The organism is Almyronema sp. (assembly GCF_052168255.1).
GTDB classification, from domain to species: domain Bacteria; phylum Cyanobacteriota; class Cyanobacteriia; order Phormidesmidales; family Phormidesmidaceae; genus Sphaerothrix; species Sphaerothrix epifaneia.
In genome coordinates this window covers 1-17,345 of the sequence record NZ_JBQLZL010000002.1, presented here as the reverse complement: position 1 = coordinate 17,345, position 17,345 = coordinate 1, and the positions used below count along the sequence as shown (strand labels likewise).

15 protein-coding genes are annotated in these 17,345 nt (G+C 49.7%); 9 read left to right on the top strand and 6 right to left on the bottom strand.

Annotated features, from left to right (window positions below; all coding sequences use genetic code 11):
* Nucleotides 1-44: 44 nt before the first annotated feature.
* The 3 genes from ACTS3T_RS00150 (at nucleotide 45) to ACTS3T_RS00140 (ending at nucleotide 5,262) form a co-directional block, all read left to right on the top strand.
* The gene (locus ACTS3T_RS00150; protein ID WP_377965498.1) at nucleotides 45-1,307 is read left to right on the top strand and encodes a metallophosphoesterase family protein; all 1,263 of its coding nucleotides are present in this window, start codon (nucleotides 45-47) and stop codon (nucleotides 1,305-1,307) included.
* A 66-nt stretch (nucleotides 1,308-1,373) separates the two neighbouring features.
* Nucleotides 1,374-3,857, top strand: a complete 2,484-nt coding sequence (locus tag ACTS3T_RS00145) for a hypothetical protein (protein WP_377965496.1) — start codon at nucleotides 1,374-1,376, stop codon at nucleotides 3,855-3,857.
* 952 nt (nucleotides 3,858-4,809) lie between these two features.
* Nucleotides 4,810-5,262 (top strand): RNA recognition motif domain-containing protein, encoded by a 453-nt coding sequence (locus ACTS3T_RS00140; RefSeq protein ID WP_377965494.1) that lies wholly within the window; start codon nucleotides 4,810-4,812, stop codon nucleotides 5,260-5,262.
* A gap of 165 nt (nucleotides 5,263-5,427) precedes the next feature.
* Here ACTS3T_RS00140 and ACTS3T_RS00135 read toward each other — a convergent pair whose 3' ends face one another.
* Nucleotides 5,428-5,910, bottom strand: a complete 483-nt coding sequence (locus tag ACTS3T_RS00135; RefSeq protein WP_377965492.1) for a flavin reductase family protein — start codon at nucleotides 5,908-5,910, stop codon at nucleotides 5,428-5,430.
* 159 nt (nucleotides 5,911-6,069) lie between these two features.
* A complete protein-coding gene (locus ACTS3T_RS00130; protein WP_377965490.1) occupies nucleotides 6,070-7,467 on the bottom strand; it encodes an NAD-dependent malic enzyme in 1,398 nt (465 codons plus the stop codon).
* 335 nt (nucleotides 7,468-7,802) lie between these two features.
* Here ACTS3T_RS00130 and ACTS3T_RS00125 point away from each other — a divergent pair, with 335 nt between their 5' ends.
* Nucleotides 7,803-8,279, top strand: coding sequence for an SRPBCC domain-containing protein (locus ACTS3T_RS00125; RefSeq protein WP_377965488.1), 477 nt, complete (start codon nucleotides 7,803-7,805; stop codon nucleotides 8,277-8,279).
* A gap of 261 nt (nucleotides 8,280-8,540) precedes the next feature.
* Here the strand turns inward: ACTS3T_RS00125 and ACTS3T_RS00120 are convergent, their stop codons facing one another.
* Nucleotides 8,541-9,425, bottom strand: coding sequence for a dienelactone hydrolase family protein (locus ACTS3T_RS00120; protein ID WP_377965487.1), 885 nt, complete (start codon nucleotides 9,423-9,425; stop codon nucleotides 8,541-8,543).
* Nucleotides 9,426-9,733: 308 nt separating this feature from the next.
* On the opposite strand from ACTS3T_RS00120, the gene ACTS3T_RS00115 reads away from it, so the two are divergent.
* Nucleotides 9,734-10,717: a ParA family protein gene (locus tag ACTS3T_RS00115; protein ID WP_377965485.1), complete on the top strand. Its 984-nt coding sequence runs from the start codon at nucleotides 9,734-9,736 to the stop codon at nucleotides 10,715-10,717.
* A 10-nt stretch (nucleotides 10,718-10,727) separates the two neighbouring features.
* Here ACTS3T_RS00115 and ACTS3T_RS00110 read toward each other — a convergent pair whose 3' ends face one another.
* Nucleotides 10,728-11,177: a hypothetical protein gene (locus ACTS3T_RS00110; protein WP_377965483.1), complete on the bottom strand. Its 450-nt coding sequence runs from the start codon at nucleotides 11,175-11,177 to the stop codon at nucleotides 10,728-10,730.
* A gap of 143 nt (nucleotides 11,178-11,320) precedes the next feature.
* Here ACTS3T_RS00110 and ACTS3T_RS00105 point away from each other — a divergent pair, with 143 nt between their 5' ends.
* Together ACTS3T_RS00105 and ACTS3T_RS00100 are read left to right on the top strand one after the other, a co-directional pair.
* Complete coding sequence (locus tag ACTS3T_RS00105; protein WP_377965481.1) at nucleotides 11,321-11,860, top strand: hypothetical protein; 540 nt, start codon at nucleotides 11,321-11,323, stop codon at nucleotides 11,858-11,860.
* 160 nt (nucleotides 11,861-12,020) lie between these two features.
* The gene (locus tag ACTS3T_RS00100) at nucleotides 12,021-12,731 is read left to right on the top strand and encodes a DUF3153 domain-containing protein (protein ID WP_377965479.1); all 711 of its coding nucleotides are present in this window, start codon (nucleotides 12,021-12,023) and stop codon (nucleotides 12,729-12,731) included.
* A 33-nt stretch (nucleotides 12,732-12,764) separates the two neighbouring features.
* Here ACTS3T_RS00100 and ACTS3T_RS00095 read toward each other — a convergent pair whose 3' ends face one another.
* Nucleotides 12,765-14,027: an MFS transporter gene (locus ACTS3T_RS00095; protein ID WP_377965477.1), complete on the bottom strand. Its 1,263-nt coding sequence runs from the start codon at nucleotides 14,025-14,027 to the stop codon at nucleotides 12,765-12,767.
* A gap of 124 nt (nucleotides 14,028-14,151) precedes the next feature.
* On the opposite strand from ACTS3T_RS00095, the gene ACTS3T_RS00090 reads away from it, so the two are divergent.
* Both ACTS3T_RS00090 and ACTS3T_RS00085 read left to right on the top strand, forming a co-directional pair.
* The gene (locus ACTS3T_RS00090; RefSeq protein ID WP_377965475.1) at nucleotides 14,152-15,561 is read left to right on the top strand and encodes a DUF2157 domain-containing protein; all 1,410 of its coding nucleotides are present in this window, start codon (nucleotides 14,152-14,154) and stop codon (nucleotides 15,559-15,561) included.
* Nucleotides 15,554-16,198, top strand: coding sequence for a GDYXXLXY domain-containing protein (locus ACTS3T_RS00085; RefSeq protein ID WP_377965473.1), 645 nt, complete (start codon nucleotides 15,554-15,556; stop codon nucleotides 16,196-16,198). Before ACTS3T_RS00090 ends, ACTS3T_RS00085 begins: the two co-directional genes overlap by 8 nt.
* Nucleotides 16,199-16,217: 19 nt before the next feature.
* Here the strand turns inward: ACTS3T_RS00085 and ACTS3T_RS00080 are convergent, their stop codons facing one another.
* The gene (locus tag ACTS3T_RS00080) at nucleotides 16,218-17,132 is read right to left on the bottom strand and encodes a mechanosensitive ion channel family protein (protein ID WP_462934563.1); all 915 of its coding nucleotides are present in this window, start codon (nucleotides 17,130-17,132) and stop codon (nucleotides 16,218-16,220) included.
* Between the last annotated feature and the right edge of the window lie 213 nt (nucleotides 17,133-17,345).

Sequence of the window (17,345 nt, the reverse complement as noted above, 5' to 3'; positions counted from 1 at the left end):
TACAGTATATCTGTACTCTTCGCTGCTTGAGAGCGACATTAAGTATGGCTCGGTTTCTGCACTTAGCTGACATTCATCTGGGCTTCGATCGCTATGGTACTCCAGAGCGAACTAAAGATTTTTTCAGAGCCTTTAACGATGTGATTGAACGTTATGCAATTGGCGAGTCGGTAGACTTTGTCTTGATTGCGGGCGATTTGTTTGAGCATCGTAGCATTCAGCCTGCAATTTTGAATCAAGCCCAAATTAGCCTGAAAAAGCTACAGACCGCTAACATTCCGGTTTTAGCGATTGAAGGTAACCACGACAACCGCCCCTACGGTACAGCTACTAGCTGGCTGAAGTATCTCTCTGACTGGGGATTGCTCAAGCTGCTCGATCCAGGGGTACTGGCTGAAGCAGAAGGTTTTTATCAACCTTGGAGCGATCGCACCCGGCGGGGGGGCTATATTGACTTAGACTGTGGCGTACGAGTTCTAGGATCAAGCTGGTACGGGGCGGCGGCTCCCCAAGCAATCCAGCAAATTGCTGCTGCTGTCAAGCAGCTCCCCGCTGGGCCACCTCATACGGTGTTAATGTTTCACCACGGTTTGGAAAATCAGGTTGCTCGCTATGCGGGCGCACTGCGTTATGAAGAAATTCGACCGCTAAAAGCCGCTGGCGTCGATTATCTGGCACTGGGGCATATTCACAAAAACTATAGCGAAGACGGCTGGGTTTTTAATCCAGGTTCTTTAGAAGCCAACAATATTGAAGAAAGCACTTATCAGCGGGGGGCTTATTTAGTCGAAATCAACGCCCAAGGCATTCAAGCTACGCTCAAGCAAGCTTACTACCAGCGACCGATTACACGTTTACAGATAAAAGCGCGAGGTCAGGAAACGTTAGAAGAGATTGAAAAAATGGCGCTTGCCGCTGTTGAAGCTGCCGTTCAGTCTCAGCAGATAGTCACTGAGAAACAACCCATTGTGGAGCTACGAATTGAAGGCCAAGTAGGCTTTGAGCGCTTAGAACTTGATGTGCGCAAGCTACAAAATCAGCTAAAGCAGTGTAGCAATGCGCTAATTTTTCTATTGAAGTATGAAGCCGATCAGGTTGCCTATGCTTCACCGCTAAGTGATGACAGCGATCGCCTGCAAGTTGAGCAAGAAGTTTTTAATGATTTGCTGAGTGCTAATAGCGTTTACAAAAAGCGGGCTACCCTTTTGGCTCAGGGTTTGGTCGATCTAAAAGATATGAGTTTAGAAGAAACGGACGAAATTGCTCAGTATGCGTTTCTGCAAAAGTTACTTAACGGTACTGAATAAGCTTTGAAATGATTCAAATCTTTAGGTTTTGCGTACCCTGGATTTACTGCTTTTGTCTGACGCCCTATGGCTCTTGGTTCAAATTCTGCTGATTCGTCGTCGCCTCTGTCGCTTGAACAGCAAGAAGCTCTATTTTCAGAGGCGATCGCTGCGCTCAAACAAAAACAATATAGGGCGGCCTGCGCGACCTTGCAGCGACTTTTGCAAGGGGCTAGCAGTCGTCGCTATCAGCTCAAAGCCCGCATGGGTTTAGTCAAAGCGCTGGCTGGAGCGGGTGATTTTACCGCAGCGATCGCCCAATGCCAAAAGCTACAGCAAAGTCCTGATTCCCAAGCTCAAGCTTGGGCCAAACGCACGCTGCCAGATTTAGTTCAATCCCAGGCTGCCAGCTTTGCCCCTTCCGGGGTTGAAGACCTCAGCGGTTTTGTTCCCCTCCAGCCGGACACGGCCAATCCGTCTGCAAAGGCTGGTTTACCCAGCTTACAAAAACCGCCAAGGCTAAGGCACTCATCGCCACAAAAACCAATTTCTACGCCCCCTCCCCCCTCTGACCCGTCTCCTACCCACCAGGCTGACTCATCTGCCGATGCCGACACTGTTACCGCTAGAGGATCGCTTTTTCAATACCAGCAGCTCAATGCAGCCACTGGCTTATCTCCTAGTACACCCACAGCGTCTCCCCCTTCTCCCCCAAAAACGCCTCAGTCTACACCTGAGGCGTCTGTTGCGGCAACCGATCCACCCCCTGCTCCCGCAGCGCCCTTACCTTTGCCAGAGCGGCTGCGATCGCCCCAAGCCCTGCCAGTCACCAAACCCGTTGGCCTGTGGTTGCTGAGCGCTGCAACCGCGATCGCTTGGGTTTGGCTTTTGACTGCCCTATTGCATCGCTTTACCCTGACGATTAATGGCGGATTAATGTGGATTCGCTGGCCCGTGAACCCTCGCCCCTTACTCATTTTTTACCGTAGCCATCCGCTGGCGGTGGCCTTGGTCTGTGCTGGCTTGGTAGTAGCTTCTCCTTGGCTTTTTGATCGCTTGCTCCAGCATTTACATGGCCTCAGACCTTTTTCTACCAAGGAGCTAGCTAACTACAGTCATGAGTCGGTGTTGTTGCTGCGGCGGGTTTGTCGCCAGCGAGATTGGCTCATGCCGAGCTTGAAGTTACTGCCAACGACCGCTCCTCTCAGCTTTTCCTATGGTTTTATTCCTCGCTATGGTCGTCTTGTGATTAGTCAAGGAGCGCTTGAGCAGTTCAGCGAAGCAGAACTAGCCGTGTTGTATGCGCGTGAGTTAGCCCGAATGGGGCGTTGGGACTGGCCGATTCTTTCAGGGCTGACGCTGACCTTACAGGGATTTCATATGGGCTATGAGTGGTTAGCCCAACGGGGCGATCGCCAAACAGTACCCGCCTACCGCCATCTCATAGGGATAGCGGCCACAATTTGCTATGGTCTCTATTGGCTGGTGCGCAAACTGGGCTTGGGATTGGCGCGACTGGGTACCGATAAAAGCGATCGAGCCGCAACTGCCCTAACGGGTAACCCCAATAGCTTAGTGAGCTTACTACTTAAAACTGCCCAAATCACAGCTACCCATATTGAAGAGCAGCAGCAAGTGCCGCCGCTACTGGAACGATTGGATCTACTTACACCCCTGAGCTATCAGTTTGCCATCAGTCAAGGCAGCTTTGCTGCGGTTTTACCTTGGGCTGAAATCTTGAGTTGGGATGTCCACAACATCTATCGCCACTGGCTGACCTTCAATCAATCTCAGCCCCTTTTAGGCGAACGTATTCAGAAATTAACGCAAATAGCTGAACAGTGGGGTTTACAGACAACGCCTATCGACAGGCTCCATGAGCCAGCCGCTTCTCTCAAAATTAGAAACTTTTCTGATTTTTGGCGCTACTGGCATCCTTTAGTAAGGCAGGGTAGCCCCCTTGCTGGATTGTTAGTGGCAGCGGTGATTGCTCTGAGCTTGTGGTTTGTTGGCGGTATTGCCAGTGCTTTTAATATCTGGCAACTAGATTGGCTTTATCAAGATCAGTCTCTGTTGCAAGGAAGTTTGCTGATGGGGCTAGGGATAGGAACCCTACTGCGGATTAATCCCCTTTTCCCAGATATCAAAACTGCCCTCAGACAACAAAATTTGGATCTACCCGCTCTCTATAAGCAAACTCAACTCTTACCCATTGACAGCGTTGGCATGACGCTCAAAGGCCAGTTACTCGGTCGTCCAGGTTTGCTTAACGCAATAGGGCAAAATCTTATCCTCAAAACTGAGTTGGGTTTAGTGCAACTGCACTTTTCAACCGCTTTTGGGCCATTGGGCTATCTTTTTGTGCCATCTCAGCGTCATCCAGCCAGTTTTGTTCAGCGTCCTGTTCAAGTGATGGGTTGGTTTCGCCGGGGTGGGCTGATTTGGTGTGATGTTGAGCATATACAAATCCAAACTGGCAAAGCTATTTCGGGACAGGCTCCTGTCTTTGCGACTTGGCTGAGTTTGGTGGCGACTTTAGCAGGTATTTACATCATCTTTAGCGGCGGATAAAGGTTACGAAATGTTGCGGCTTCTCGGCAAAAATGTTACATTTTGTATAGGACTCCAGTACGCCTAGTGTGGCTAAGCCGCATTTGCCCTTTTGGGTATAGGTATCAGGTTCTCCTACTCTCAACACAGCAAGATTAACCAGCCCAATAGCGGCTGGTTTTTTCTAGAAGAAGAATAGCCAAGGGCAAAAGGTAGAGGACAAGACTTTTGCAGAAAGTCTGATATCAATTTAAGTGTCTCACCTCTAGTGTTACGGCGATCGCTAAAGACAGAAGGGTGAGGGCAGAAGAAAAGCTTTTCTGTCAGGAGCTTACAGCTATTTGAGCGTCTCAACCCTTATGATTACAGCTATATATAGCTATGTATTGATGGCGTCAAAGGCCGCTAAGTGCTCTTGTTTTTGGGCTGAAGAGCAGAAAAAATATCTTGTTTTTCGGCGACTGAAGTTTATTTTCCTTAAAATAAGGAATAAGCACCTGGCAGAACGGGCTTGCCAGTATTGAGAGGTTAGGGTGCTAATTTTGAAATTATTGGTCTATTGAGTAGTGCTTGCTTCTTTGTTTTGAATCTGCTTGAATTGAAGTTCTGTGGCGCTTTAAACCTGCCTTCCAATAACTACACTGGGTCGTGGTACCTTAGTGAATGGCGCGGTAGACTGGCAAGCTTTCTAGGGACGTTAAAATTGCCCGAATTACTTTACGCGGATAATTCATTATTAGCCACTCAAGTTTGCCTGAGGTTTGATCAGCTATGGAATAGATTGGCTGCTCAGGTCAATAAATGCAACAATCCGTCCCAGCGCTTAGCGTGCTTGTCTGCAAGCTTAATGAAAATAAGTTTTCTCAATATACAAATAGCGACTCATAGGGTACCTCAGTGTTTTAGTTGAGTGTTCCACAGTGGCGCTATTTTAATAGAGTGTTGTGTCCTATACAGGTTAGAGGTATCTTTTATGTCAGTCCGTTTGTACGTTGGCAACTTGCCGAAAGACTTGGAGCGCGAAGAGCTAGAGGCTGTTTTTGCCGATCATACTGAAGACATTGTTTCGATTAAACTCATTTCGGATCGAAAGACGGGTAAGTGCCGTGGGTTTGGCTTTGTAACGGTCAAAACTGATGAGCAAGCGGATGCCCTAGTTGAAAAGTTCAATGGCTCTCAGCTACAAGACAGTTCTTTGAAAGTTGAGAAGGCTCTACCCCGGAATAAAGGCAGCAAGCCTGAAGGTGATTCGGCTGAAAACACGAATGCTCCCTCTACTCGGCGGGGCAAAGGTAAGAGCAAGGGACGCAGCAGTAACCCAGTTTCGACTTCTACGTCTACAGATGCTGTACAGCCCGATCCGCGTTGGGCCGGTGAACTGGAGAAGCTGAAGCAGCTTCTAGCGGCACAGACAACTTCTTCATAGCGGGTCTTTCTATCTTTAGCGTTTTAACAATGAGTTTTTTCTCCATTAACAAGCGCTGTTAACAACTGGCTCAGACAGCTTTTCTTTAAAAAGTAATGGGTGCATCTTCGTGATGCACCCATTTTGTTTGCCAGGTTATGCTGTTAGGCTTACTGCCTTAAACGATTAGCCGCCGTACTGCCAGCCTGTGTTTTCGAGTAACAGTGGTTCACCCTCTTGATGTAGATTGGCACCGATTACTTCAGCGACAAAAACAGTATGGTCGCCTTTTTCTACAGCACCCACAACGCTGCACGCTATATAGCCTAAAGAGTCTTTGATCACTGGACAGCCCGTTTCTGGACTTAAATAAAATTCAATATCTTCAAACTTGTTACCAACGCGACGCAAGGGTTTGAAAAAGTTTTGGGCAATTTCTTTTTGGCCTGCTTCTAAGAAGCTGAGCGTAAATACGCCGCTAGATTTAATCATTGCATGGGAAGTCGAGTCATTTTTGACGCAATTGACCACCAGTGGCGGTTGAAAGGAAGCTTGCATCACCCAACTGGCGGTAAAGCCGTTGACGTCGTCACCAGACTTTACACCGCAGATATATAGCCCATGCGGAATTTTGCGGAGTAGAGTTTTTTTAGCCTGTTCATCCAACAAAGCGTTTACATTCCTTTGCTTGCTACATGGCCTAAGTGTATTACAGATGATTTTCACCCAGCTATCTCTCGGTTGGCAGAAGTCAAGCCAATAGAGCAACAGTTGAGGCGATAGTTTTTATTTGGGGACTGAGAGCCTTGAAAGCTCTCAGTCGGTTGGTCAATGCCGAGCTACTCCTGAATTTCTAGCAGCTTGTTGGACGGCTGAAGCTACTGCAGGGGCAACGCGGGGGTCGAAAACGGAAGGAATAATATGCTCTGGGCTGAGATCATTAGGAGAAACTAAAGATGCGATTGCATTGGCGGCTTCTAAGTACATGGTGGTGGTAATGGCCTGTGCCCGACAGTCTAAGGCTCCCCGTAAAATGCCAGGAAAGGCTAGGACATTGTTGATTTGGTTGGGATAGTCGCTGCGTCCGGTTGCCATGACGGCTACTAAACCCGCTACCTGTTCTGGCTGAATTTCGGGAATGGGATTGGCCATTGCAAATACGATTGGATCAACGGCCATTGTCTTTATCATTTCGGGGGTAACGACACCGGGGACACTCACGCCTAAAAACACGTCGGCTCCTTGCATGGCATCCGCCAGAGATCCGCCTGTTTCAACGGCAAAGGCTTGTTTTTCGGGGGTCAGATTGGTGCGATCGCTAGAAATAATTCCTTTTGAATCGCACATGACAATAGTGTTTGCGCCTGCTTTTTTGAGCAAACGAGCGATCGCCACGCCAGCAGCGCCCGCGCCGTTGATGACCAGTTTGATACTGTCTAAGGGCTTTTTGACCAGCTTCAGGGCATTAAACAACGCTGCTAAAGACACAATAGCGGTGCCGTGCTGATCGTCATGAAACACTGGAATATCGAGTTCTCGTGCGAGTCGCGCTTCGATTTCAAAGCAGCGCGGGGCGCTAATATCTTCTAAGTTGACACCGCCAAAAACAGGCGCAATCCGTTTGACGGTTTCTACAATTTCATCGGTGTCTTGGGTATTGAGGCAAATGGGAAAAGCGTCTAACCCGGCAAATGCTTTAAAGAGCATCGCTTTGCCTTCCATCACGGGTAAGGCACCTTCAGGCCCCAAGTTACCTAAGCCCAACACCGCACTGCCATCTGTAACAATTGCCACCGTGTTGCCTTTAATCGTTAGGCTGTATACACGGTCTGGTTTTTCCGCGATCGCGTTGCAGATGCGCCCTACCCCAGGGGTATAGGCCATAGCTAGTTCTTCTTGATTGCGTAACGGAATTTTGCCCTCGACGTGAATTTTGCCACCCTGATGCAGGTTGAAAGTGCGATCGCGAACATCCAAGACCTCAATGTTGTGGTCTTTGAGTTGGCGTATAGCATTGGCAATTTCTTCTGCGTGTTCTGTACTGGCCGCATCAACGCTAATGTCTCGAATGACAGACTGGCGAGAGCGCTCAATCAAATCAAGCTGACCCAGATTTCCTCCCGCCTCTGCAATCGCTTGGGTGACTTTGGCTAACATGCCTGCCTGATTTGGAATCCGCAATCGAAGCGTTAAACTAAAGCTGGAATTTGGAGTAAGTTGAACCATAAAATTGCGCCAAACGAGTCAGTTACCTTTAAGTCAGGCTACCAGCTTAAAGCAAGATAAAGCTGTGGGCTAAGCAGTCAGTATCCAGACATCAGAAAACACCTGCTTCTAACCTGGATTCCTGAGTTCCCCAACAGGTATGCTGGGTTTTAGCAAGTGCCCTTAAGCCAAACAAGAGTAGTACCGATTGAGTGGTCTACCCATAAAGCTTAAGCAAATGTTAAGTCCAATAGAAAATTGCTATTGAACTCCTTATTAGTCTGGCTAACTCTCTCTCATAGCACTGTTCTTCATGGACGAATCTGGATTGCTTGACGCTGCTTGCCACTTTAATCATGCCTAGCTTGTACACTGAAATCGAAATTGAAGCTTCCCGCGAACAGGTATGGCAAGCCTTGATCCACAAAGAAAACTGGTATTGGTGGAATACTTTTTTATTTGACTGCGATCCCCATCAACCTTTTCGAGAAGGACAAACCGTGCTGCTTGCTCTGCAACGGCTTGAAGGAGAAGAAGAAACCGAGTTTCAAACGACCATCCTTCGACTTCAGCCCAGCTTTTATTTGCGGTGGATTTCTACTGCACCGGGTTTCAAAAGCGAACATGTTTTTGAGTTGCAAGATATCGGCGTCGATCGAACCAAATATATTCACCGCGAAAGACTATCAGGGCTACTGGCAGGGCTTTTTTTTACCTTCATTCGTCAGGACGAAAAGCGTGGTCTGAAGCGAATGGCAAGACAGCTTAAAAGCTATGTAGAGCGGGGGTCACAGCCATTACAAAGAAGTGATCGAAATCGTAAGGTCTGGTAGGTGACAAAAAGCAAAAGGCAGCGGGCACAAGAAAGGTGCTGTCAACGATTTTCAGTCATTCAAGTATCTTAGTGCTTATGGCTATAGCTGTAGTTGAGCCTTCGGTCGTGAGCTATTAGCAAACAAACGGGGAAACTCCTAGCGATCGCTATTGGCATGAACAAGAGAACCCTCCGAAGGCTTAAATTTACGTTTGGCGATCGCTTTTAAGGTACTGTTTTTAGCGACCTAGCAAATCGTTAGCTCGACTGGAATAGAGCGTTAAGCCGTAGCTTTTAGATGACGAGCAAAAAATTCGGTTGTTTTCGTCCAAGCATCGGCAGCGGCTTCGGGAACGTAGCGCTCACCGGAAGGATTGGCAAAAGCATGGCCAGCTTCTTCGTAAATGTAGATTTCGGCAGGCTTGTCAAGAGATTGCAGCGCCGACTCAAACGCCCGCACTTGATCCACCGGAATGGCCTGATCTTGAGCGCCAAAAAAGCCAATTATTGGCATTTGCAAAGCGGCTAGCTGGTCAGCGTCGGTGACTAAACGGCCATAGTAAATGGCTAAAGCATCAAGCTGTTCTGGCAAGAGCAAGCCTGTTTGCAGTGACCATCCGCCCCCAAAACACCAGCCAATGGCTCCTACCGCAGCAGCCGACTGGTCATTGATCAGGTAATTGTAAGCTTGGGTCAAATTGGCTGCGGCTGACTCAGGATTGTTCATGACTGACTGCATCAGTTCTCTGGCGGCAGTAGCGGTTTCTGCCAGCCAATTGTTATACAGATCGACGGCTAGCACCGTATAGCCTTCACCCGCTAGCCGTTCAGTGACGGCGCGAATATTGTCATTGAGTCCCCACCATTCATGGATGGCAATCAAGGCCGGCAGACCAGACTCAGCATTTTCAGGTTTGGCTAGATAACCTGTGATGGCGGCTCCATCAACGGTGGCGTAGGTGACGGTTTCAGTCGTGATTGGAACGGCGGGGTCTAGCATTGTGATGTCAGTTGCAACAGGGGTTTCGTCTCGATGTTCTGCTGCCATGCGATCGCTTAGATTCGGTTCACGGCTGGTCGAATCAGCGGCGCTACACGCCTGAAAGAACAAGGTGGCACAGAGGGTCAAGCTAAAGAGAACGGTAAAGAGCGATCGCAGCCTCATAAGCTTATGCAGGTTTGAACGACAACTGAACTGCCCCAATGTACTACGCCCAAAAGGGCGGTGACCTCTATAAAAGGTATGTACTGTTAGACAGCTATTGAGCCAAAGTCTGCCTCGTCTGGGGTTGCTAGCCAGCCGCAGTAGGTTGTCTACAATACTGGGATCAGCAGGGTAGGCGGCTAAGACTGCGCAAATTTGCGGAGTGAATAAGTACAATCGCGCTGATGCGGAGGGACACGATAGGGTAAGATGTTGTGCCTAAGACGGGATCGGGATCGCCTTGGTCAATCAGGTGGGAGTTCTAGCAGATGCCTCATATCATTGCGACTGCCAATATGAAAGGCGGGGTTGGTAAAACAACGCTGACCGTTAATCTGGCAGCTTGTTTAGCCAAAAACCATCAGCAGCGCGTCTTAGTCGTTGATCTCGATACACAAATTAGCGCTACCCTCAGTTTGATGTCGCCTGCCGACTTTGCCAAACGACGTAAGGAAAAGCGCACCCTGCGCCATTTGGTGAATCAGGTGCTTTATCCAGATAAATACTTGATGCGATCGCCGTCTGAGGTAATTCGCCCTAGCAATCCGGATGCGCCTGCTACTGCCAATGCGATCGCCAGCTATTTGGGTAATGTTAAAGGCTTAGATCTGCTGCCGGGTGATATTGAACTCTACGACGAGTTTATGGTTTCTAAGATGCTGCACGAGCAGACAAACGCCCAAGGGGAAGAAGGGCGCTTTGAGAAAACCTGGAACCATTTTGAGCAGCGCTTAATTTACTCTATTTTGGAACCTGTCTTTAACGACTACGACTTCATTTTGCTAGATTGCGCCCCAGGCTACAGCTTGCTGACCCGCAGTGGTCTTTTAGCCAGCGACTTTTATGTTTTACCTGCCCGCCCAGAACCGCTTTCAGTCATTGGCATTCAACTGCTGCAACGTCGGATTGAGCGGCTAAGAAGCAATCACGAAGCCGACAAAATTCGGCAAATGCAGCTTTTAGGCATTGTTTTTACCATGTCTGGCAACTTAATTACCGGGCGTTACTATCGTCGCGTGGTTGATCGGGTACGGCAAGACTTTAGCGGCCAGCAGTTGTTTGGCGTTCAAATTCCCAGCGATGTCCGTGTGGCTAAAGCGGTTGACCGCTATCTGCCGGTGGTGCTGAGCGATCCGGAGGCAACAGCCGCAAAAGCCTTTGCCAAACTGACCCAAGAGCTTTTGCTCAAGCTCAAAACAGCCCGAGGTTCAAAAGCTCAAGAATCTAAGCTAAGCCTGACCGAGTTGGAATAACCGCCGCTACCTAATAACGATAGCGATAGGGATTGAGCGGATCAACATCTATACGCTGTACATTGCGAATGTTGTCTAAACCCCGATGGGGGCGGTTAATCACGCGAGTTTGGTAGCGGGTTACGCCCGATCGACCTGTCCGAATCACCGGGTTGATCAAGGTGGAGTTGTTAATTTCAGAGTTAATGATCACAGGGCGATTGAGGGTGGCATTGTTGAGGGTGCCGCCGTTAATCACGGTTGAGCCTGAGTAGGCAGGATAGTTGTAATAGCCAGGAGGGGTACCGATTGAAAGGCCAAAGCTTGACGTTCTCAGGCTGAAGCCGCCGTTAGAAATAACAATTGTGTCAGCCGCCGCCGATTTAGGCATAGCAACCGATAACGTCCCTGCGATCGCTGCTAAAACCACCCAACTCCAGCGCGATCGCTGTCTAGATAGGGGATTGATGGACATCAGCATAGTTCCTCTTCCCAAATAAGTAACAATGAGCCGTGAAGGCAGCGACCCCGACCTTTGAACTGGCGCTAAACCCCTATAGGGCAGCAGAGTTTCTTAGAATCCATATATACATGATGTCTGCTGAATCGCAAAAATTTCAAACAATGGGGTCCGAAAATACTAAGTTTGCCAAAGTTGAGTTTGCTTCAGGGCTACAGCTTTTTGAACGGGGTGACTATCGGCGAGCGATCGCCCACTTTGAAAAAGCGCTGGCGCTGGCCAACCGGACGACGCTTTTAGGCGGCGAAATTCAAACCTGGCTGGTGAATGCCTATGCGGCGGTTGATCGCTCTCAAGATGCGATCGCGCTGTGCGAAAAATTAGTCTTGCATCCAGACTTAGAAACCCGTAAACAAGCTAAACGACTGCTCTACATCCTCAAAGCCCCTAAGCTCAAAGCCCGTCCAGAGTGGTTAAGCCAGATTCCTGATTTAGGCGGGCTGGATGAAAAAGATCGAGATATGACTCCCAATCTGAACCGCTATGCCCAAACCGAGCGTCAGCCCCGAAAGCCAAAAGCTAAATCCAAACCAGAAACAGAACCGATTGATTTGAGTCAGGTCAATACTCAAGACAATTTGTTTCTTTGGGTTGCTTTAGCAGCGGCAGCGCTGGTGATAGGAGGATTAATTGGTTGGGGATAGCCTTTCTACCAGCGGGGAGGTGTACAAGCCTTGCAAAAATCCGTTGAGCCAAGGCTGAGACAGGTGGAAAGTTTGCCCTTGTGCGGATAGATTCTGGCTTTCCATCGCCTCAAGTAGAAGCCCATGACCGATAATGATTTTGCCAGATGAGAGGATAAGCATGAGTTGGCGGCGGTTAGGATTGGCGAGTTGCCTGGTGCTAGCAGCATTGCTGCTATCGGGTTGTTTTCAATCGGCAATTGACATTCGTTTTGATAGCCAAACGCATGGGTTGGTGAGGCAGCAAATCCAGCTAGCCGATCGCTTTACCCAGCTCAGTGCTAGGCAAGTGCAGCCGTGGTTTGATCAAGTTGCTCACCAGGTTCGTACCCTAGGTGGTTCAGTTCGGCAGCCAACCCCGCAAACCTGGCAGCTTGAAGTGCCCTTTAACAACGGTGCAGAACTGGTCGAAAAGTTTAACCATCTGATGACGGTGGAGACAACCGGGCTGCTCTCAGAAATGCTGGGTACAACTCAGGTGCGATCGCAGCTTAGCCTAAAACAAAACAACTGGATTTTGGCTTTGCGCAACCAGCTAACTTGGGATCTAGACCTGCGCTCGGTCAAAGCAGGTCAGCCGACTGGAGGTGTCTTTGCTAACCTGCAGCCTCTTAGCCTTCAGTTTAGTTTGACTACCCCCTGGGGCATTCGGCAGATTGTCACCTCCCCGGCTACCTCCTGGCAAAACGGCCAAACGTTGCAACTGGGTCAGCTCAATCATCTAGAAGCCATTTTTTGGGTGCCTAGCCCCATCGGTATAGGCGCTGTTGCGATCGCAGCGTTGGTAAGTTTGGGGTGGCTGGTTCGCGATCGCCTGAGTCAGTTTCCTTAGTTTTTTATCGCTGGGTGGCGCTTTACCCCACGGTTATGGATGAACCAGGCGTCGATCGAGAATGTGCAAAATGGCGATCGCCCCTCCGACACTCAGCGCGGCTGCTAGCCAGAATCCATCGGCGATCGCCCTTGGTTGATCCAGCGCCCACCCCCCCAGCGGCGGGCCAATGAGGTAGCCCAACGCCCAACACATAGAGTTGACCGAAAGATAGACGCCCCGCAAATCGTCTCGTGCCATATAAACAATAATGGCGGAAGAAATTGGCGTGTAGGCTACTGTGGCGATCGCCATTGTGCTGAGTGCCAGCACTGCCCAAAGCAGCGGCAGAGTCGTAAGCGTACCTGCTAAATAGATAAAAACGAAACCAACACCCCAGGCACAAGCCGAGAACATTAAAGCTCTCGGTAGCCGCAGTCCCTTTAATCGTCGAGCCATCGGTAACTGACACAGGGCGGTTAGAACCACATATCCTGTAAACAGCACACTTAGCGTGGCTTCGGAAAGGCCCTTGCCTGAATCGCCTACTGAGACAAACTGGTTAAAGTAAACTGGCAGCGTACTTTGCATTTGCGCCAGATAGCTGGTGAAAAAGATATTGACGGTGACATAGGTGAGCAAATTAAGATCGCGCAGCGCCACGCCCCAGCCTTCAAAGAAAGGGCTATCTGTTGGCTGGTCTGGCAAAGTTTCGGCGATCGCCCAATAAATCACCCCAAAAAACAGCAGAAACGTTACCCCATCAATGGCAAAAAGGGCACGATACAGGCCAGTAAGTGAGATCAAAGCGCCTCCCATAACCACCCCTAGCCCCAGGCCAATGCTATCGGCTAGGCGCACAATGGCAAAGGCTTCGTTGCGTTGCTCGGCAACCGTGATATCAGCTACGACAGCTTCAGTAGCAGGCCAGTAAAGCCCGACGCCAAAGTCCATCACCACGTTACCCAGCGTAAACAAAGGAAAATTGTCTGCCGTAAACAAAATCGCGTCAGCAATTGCCGAAATTGCTGCTGATAAAAGCAATGTTTTGCGCCGTCCCCATTGCGGTGAGTCAGCCATAGACCCGCCCCAGAAGCGGCCAATTAGCCCTGCGATCGCGCCTATGCCAATCCCTAAACCTACCTGAGTGGCTGAAAGTCCTACCTGATCGACGAAAAAAATAGGCGCATAGAACAGCGTAAAGCCAATGCCAATTTGAGAGAGTAGTCGTCCGCCTGCCAAAAGCCAAACTCTCGCATCCAGCGCTGGCAGCCAGCGTTGAACTTTCTCGAATGCACCCCAAACCCTATTTGCCATGTTGCGTGCTAACGTCACTGCTGCCAGTGTAGGCAGGTTTCCGAGCCAATGCCTAAGCTGGCATAAGGAAAACTCGAATATCGCCAATTGCTGACACACTAAAATCAGTTAGGCGGATCTCCTCATGGCATCTGAAAAGTTTCGTCAAGAACTGGCACAAGCCTTGCCACAATGGCAGCAAGAAGGGCTGATTAACGATGAACAGCGACACCAACTGGCCAGTCGCTACCAGCTCGATCAGATCGAAAGTAATGCCCAGAATCGCTTCACCGCCATTTTGATTGGCTTAGGTGCTATTTTGCTGGGGATTGGGGCTATCACCTTTGTGGCGGCCAACTGGCAGGCGATTCCCCGCAACCTCAAATTACTTTTACTGCTCACCGCCTTTGTGGGTGTTAATGCTGCTGGCTTTGAACTGTGGCAGCACGCTCAGCCAGAGACGGGGCGGCGGCGCTTGGGGCAAGGGTTGCTGTTGCTAGGCGCATTGCTCCTCGGTGCCAATTTGGCCTTAGGCGGGCAGCTTTTTCATCGTAGCGGTAGCTTCTATGACCTGTGTTTGGCTTGGAGTTTGGGTACCTGGCTGATGGCTTACAGCCTGCGGCTAACACCGTTAGGTATTTTAGCGGTGGTGTTGCTGAGCTTTGGCTATTGGTCGGGATTGTGGCAAACGGTTTGGGGAGAGGCTGTTCAGTGGCGCTGGACGTTGGAGGCAATGCCGTTGCTGGCGGCAGGATTATTTATTTCTCTGGCCTATCGCTGCCATTCAAAAGCCATTTTTGGCCTGGGGGCGATCGCAGTTTCAGCTTCTTACTGGATTGTTTTGGCGCAGCTAGCCAGTGGTCTGCCTTTGGGACTGACGCTGTGGCTGATTTTGGTTCCTTACGCGTTGTTTTGGGCTTACCGCGATCGCTGGGGAGCAATTGAACTATCTGAGGCGCAACGCTTTCAACCCATCGCTCAGCGGTTGGCTATTGGGGGATTAGGATTACTCTATTACGTTGGTTCGTTTTACGCCATCTGGTCAGAACCAACCCAATCCAATCCTCAGGCTGTTAACTGGGATGTTTTGGAGACTTATTGGCTAGGCAGCGGCTCAGTTGTTATCCTTTCAGTGGTTATGCTTTGGGCCTGGATAACGCTGGGCTGGCGCGATCGCCCTCGCCAGGGTTGGCGCTGGTCAGGGCTGGATGCAACCATTGCTTTCTTTTTGCTGATAACGGCAGGTGTGGCCTATTGGCACTGGGTGGTTACCCCTGTGGGAGCGATCGCTACGCTAATCTTTAATCTTTTGCTGTTTTTAACTGCGGTTGGCTGTATTCAGCAGGGGCTAAACCGAGTTCATCGGGGTGCCTTTTGGTTTGGGATTGTGCTGCTAACTTTGCAGGTTCTCAGCCGGGTTTTTGAATACGAAACCGGATTGCTCCTTAAGTCGGGAACTTTCGTTCTCTGCGGCGTGCTGGTGATTATTGCTGGCATAGGGTTTGAGCGCCATCGCCATCGGCTAGCTGCGAGGAGCGTTCCCACTCATGAATAACTCAAATTTCCAGTCTCAAACGGCTCGCTGGCGGTTCTGGTTGCCTCTGGTGTTGCAGCTAGGCTTGATTTTGCTCATTCCCGCTCAGGCTAGCTGGACACGCGCCTTTGGCACATCGGTGATTTTACAAACGGCTCCTGTCGATCCCTATGATCTTTTTCGCGGCTATTACGTCACCCTCAATTACAACATTTCTCAGCAGCAAACCCTGTCAACCCTTGACGGTTGGGAAAACTGGATAGCTGAGCAAGCAACACCAACGGACCTATCAGGCCCATTGCCGCAGCAGGTGACGTTTTACCTGACGCTACAAGCCCCTGCTGAAACCAACACTCAGCCCCCTCAACCCTGGCAACCGATTGCTATTTCAGGCGATCGCCCAACCCAGCTTCGCGCTAACCAGGTCGTTCTCAAAGGAATTGCTACCCCACCGCCTAGTGCAGGGCCGCGTAGCCGCTGGCTTTATGGGTTAGAGCGCTATTACATCCCTGAAGATCAGCGCCAAGACATTAACGATCGCATCCAAACGGCACAAGCCGAGCAGCCAGAGCAGTTTTTAGTGGAAGTGAGTGTCAATCGCCAGGGCGAAGCTGTCCCGACCCAAATATGGATTCAGGGACAGGCTTATCGATTTTAGCGAGTGGGTTAGGCTAGTTCTAATTGCGATCGCTAACACCAACTTCTTGGCTGACGCCATCTCGCTGGTTGAGGGCATAGTGGTCGTTGTATTTTTCTTGGTTGAAAAAATAAACAGTGCGAATAGGATACGGAATATTGATATCGGCTTGATCGCAAGCTTTCTTTAAGGCAATCACCACCTGGGTTTGAATCCGGCGGACGTTGGCTTGTTGAGGTGCTGTCCAGTAACGTACCACCAGGTTAATTGAGCTATCGCCAAATTCCACGATATCTACCTCGGCGGGCGGTTTGTCCAACACGTCTTCAACGCTATTGGCTGCTTTCAGCAAAGTCTCAACCGCCATATCCAGAGGGGTATTGTAATCTACACCGATGGCTAAATCGGTACGACGATACTTTTGCGCCGTTCTGACCTGCACTGAATTGGTAAAGACAATTGAGTTGGGAATAACAATAACTTCGCCCTGGTAGGTGCGGATTTGAGTTGAGCGCAACGCAATTTCTTCGACCGTGCCCTCGTAGTCATTGACAATAATTTGGTCGCCCAGCCGAAAGGGCTGTTGCAGCAGCAAAAGTATTCCGGCCAAGAAATTCTTGAAAATATCCTGAAAGGCAAAACCAATCGCCACCGAACCTAGCCCTAACAGCGCCACGACATCGCCTAAGGCCAACCCCGGAAAAGCAACAATAGCCGCGATTAGAATGCCGACAATCCAGGCGGTGATGTAGCCAATTTGAGTCAGCAACGACTGTAGCGAACGGTTGTTCAAAAGCCGATCTGCTAAAGAAGCCGTCACCCGTCGGGCTAAGTTTGCTCCATAACCCGTTAACGCTAAAATAATCAGCGCTCCCAAAATGCCTGGAATGGCAGCAACACCGCTCCCTACCAGATCAACTAGGGTTTGCTGAATTTCTTGAATCAGGCTTTGCATAGGCTTTTGGAAAAGAATCTATAAAACTGACTTTGCTACCCTCGTCAGCATTTACGATCTCGTCGCTAGAGACATCCTTCTGATAGGGGATTTTCAACAACTGACTACCAGCGCTGCCAGACGCCCTTCTCCCTAATTGGCCTGTTGCTTGCGCTGAGTGTTATAGCTATAGACAGAGCTGTTAGGACACAGCCTCTTTCAGCACTGACTCCA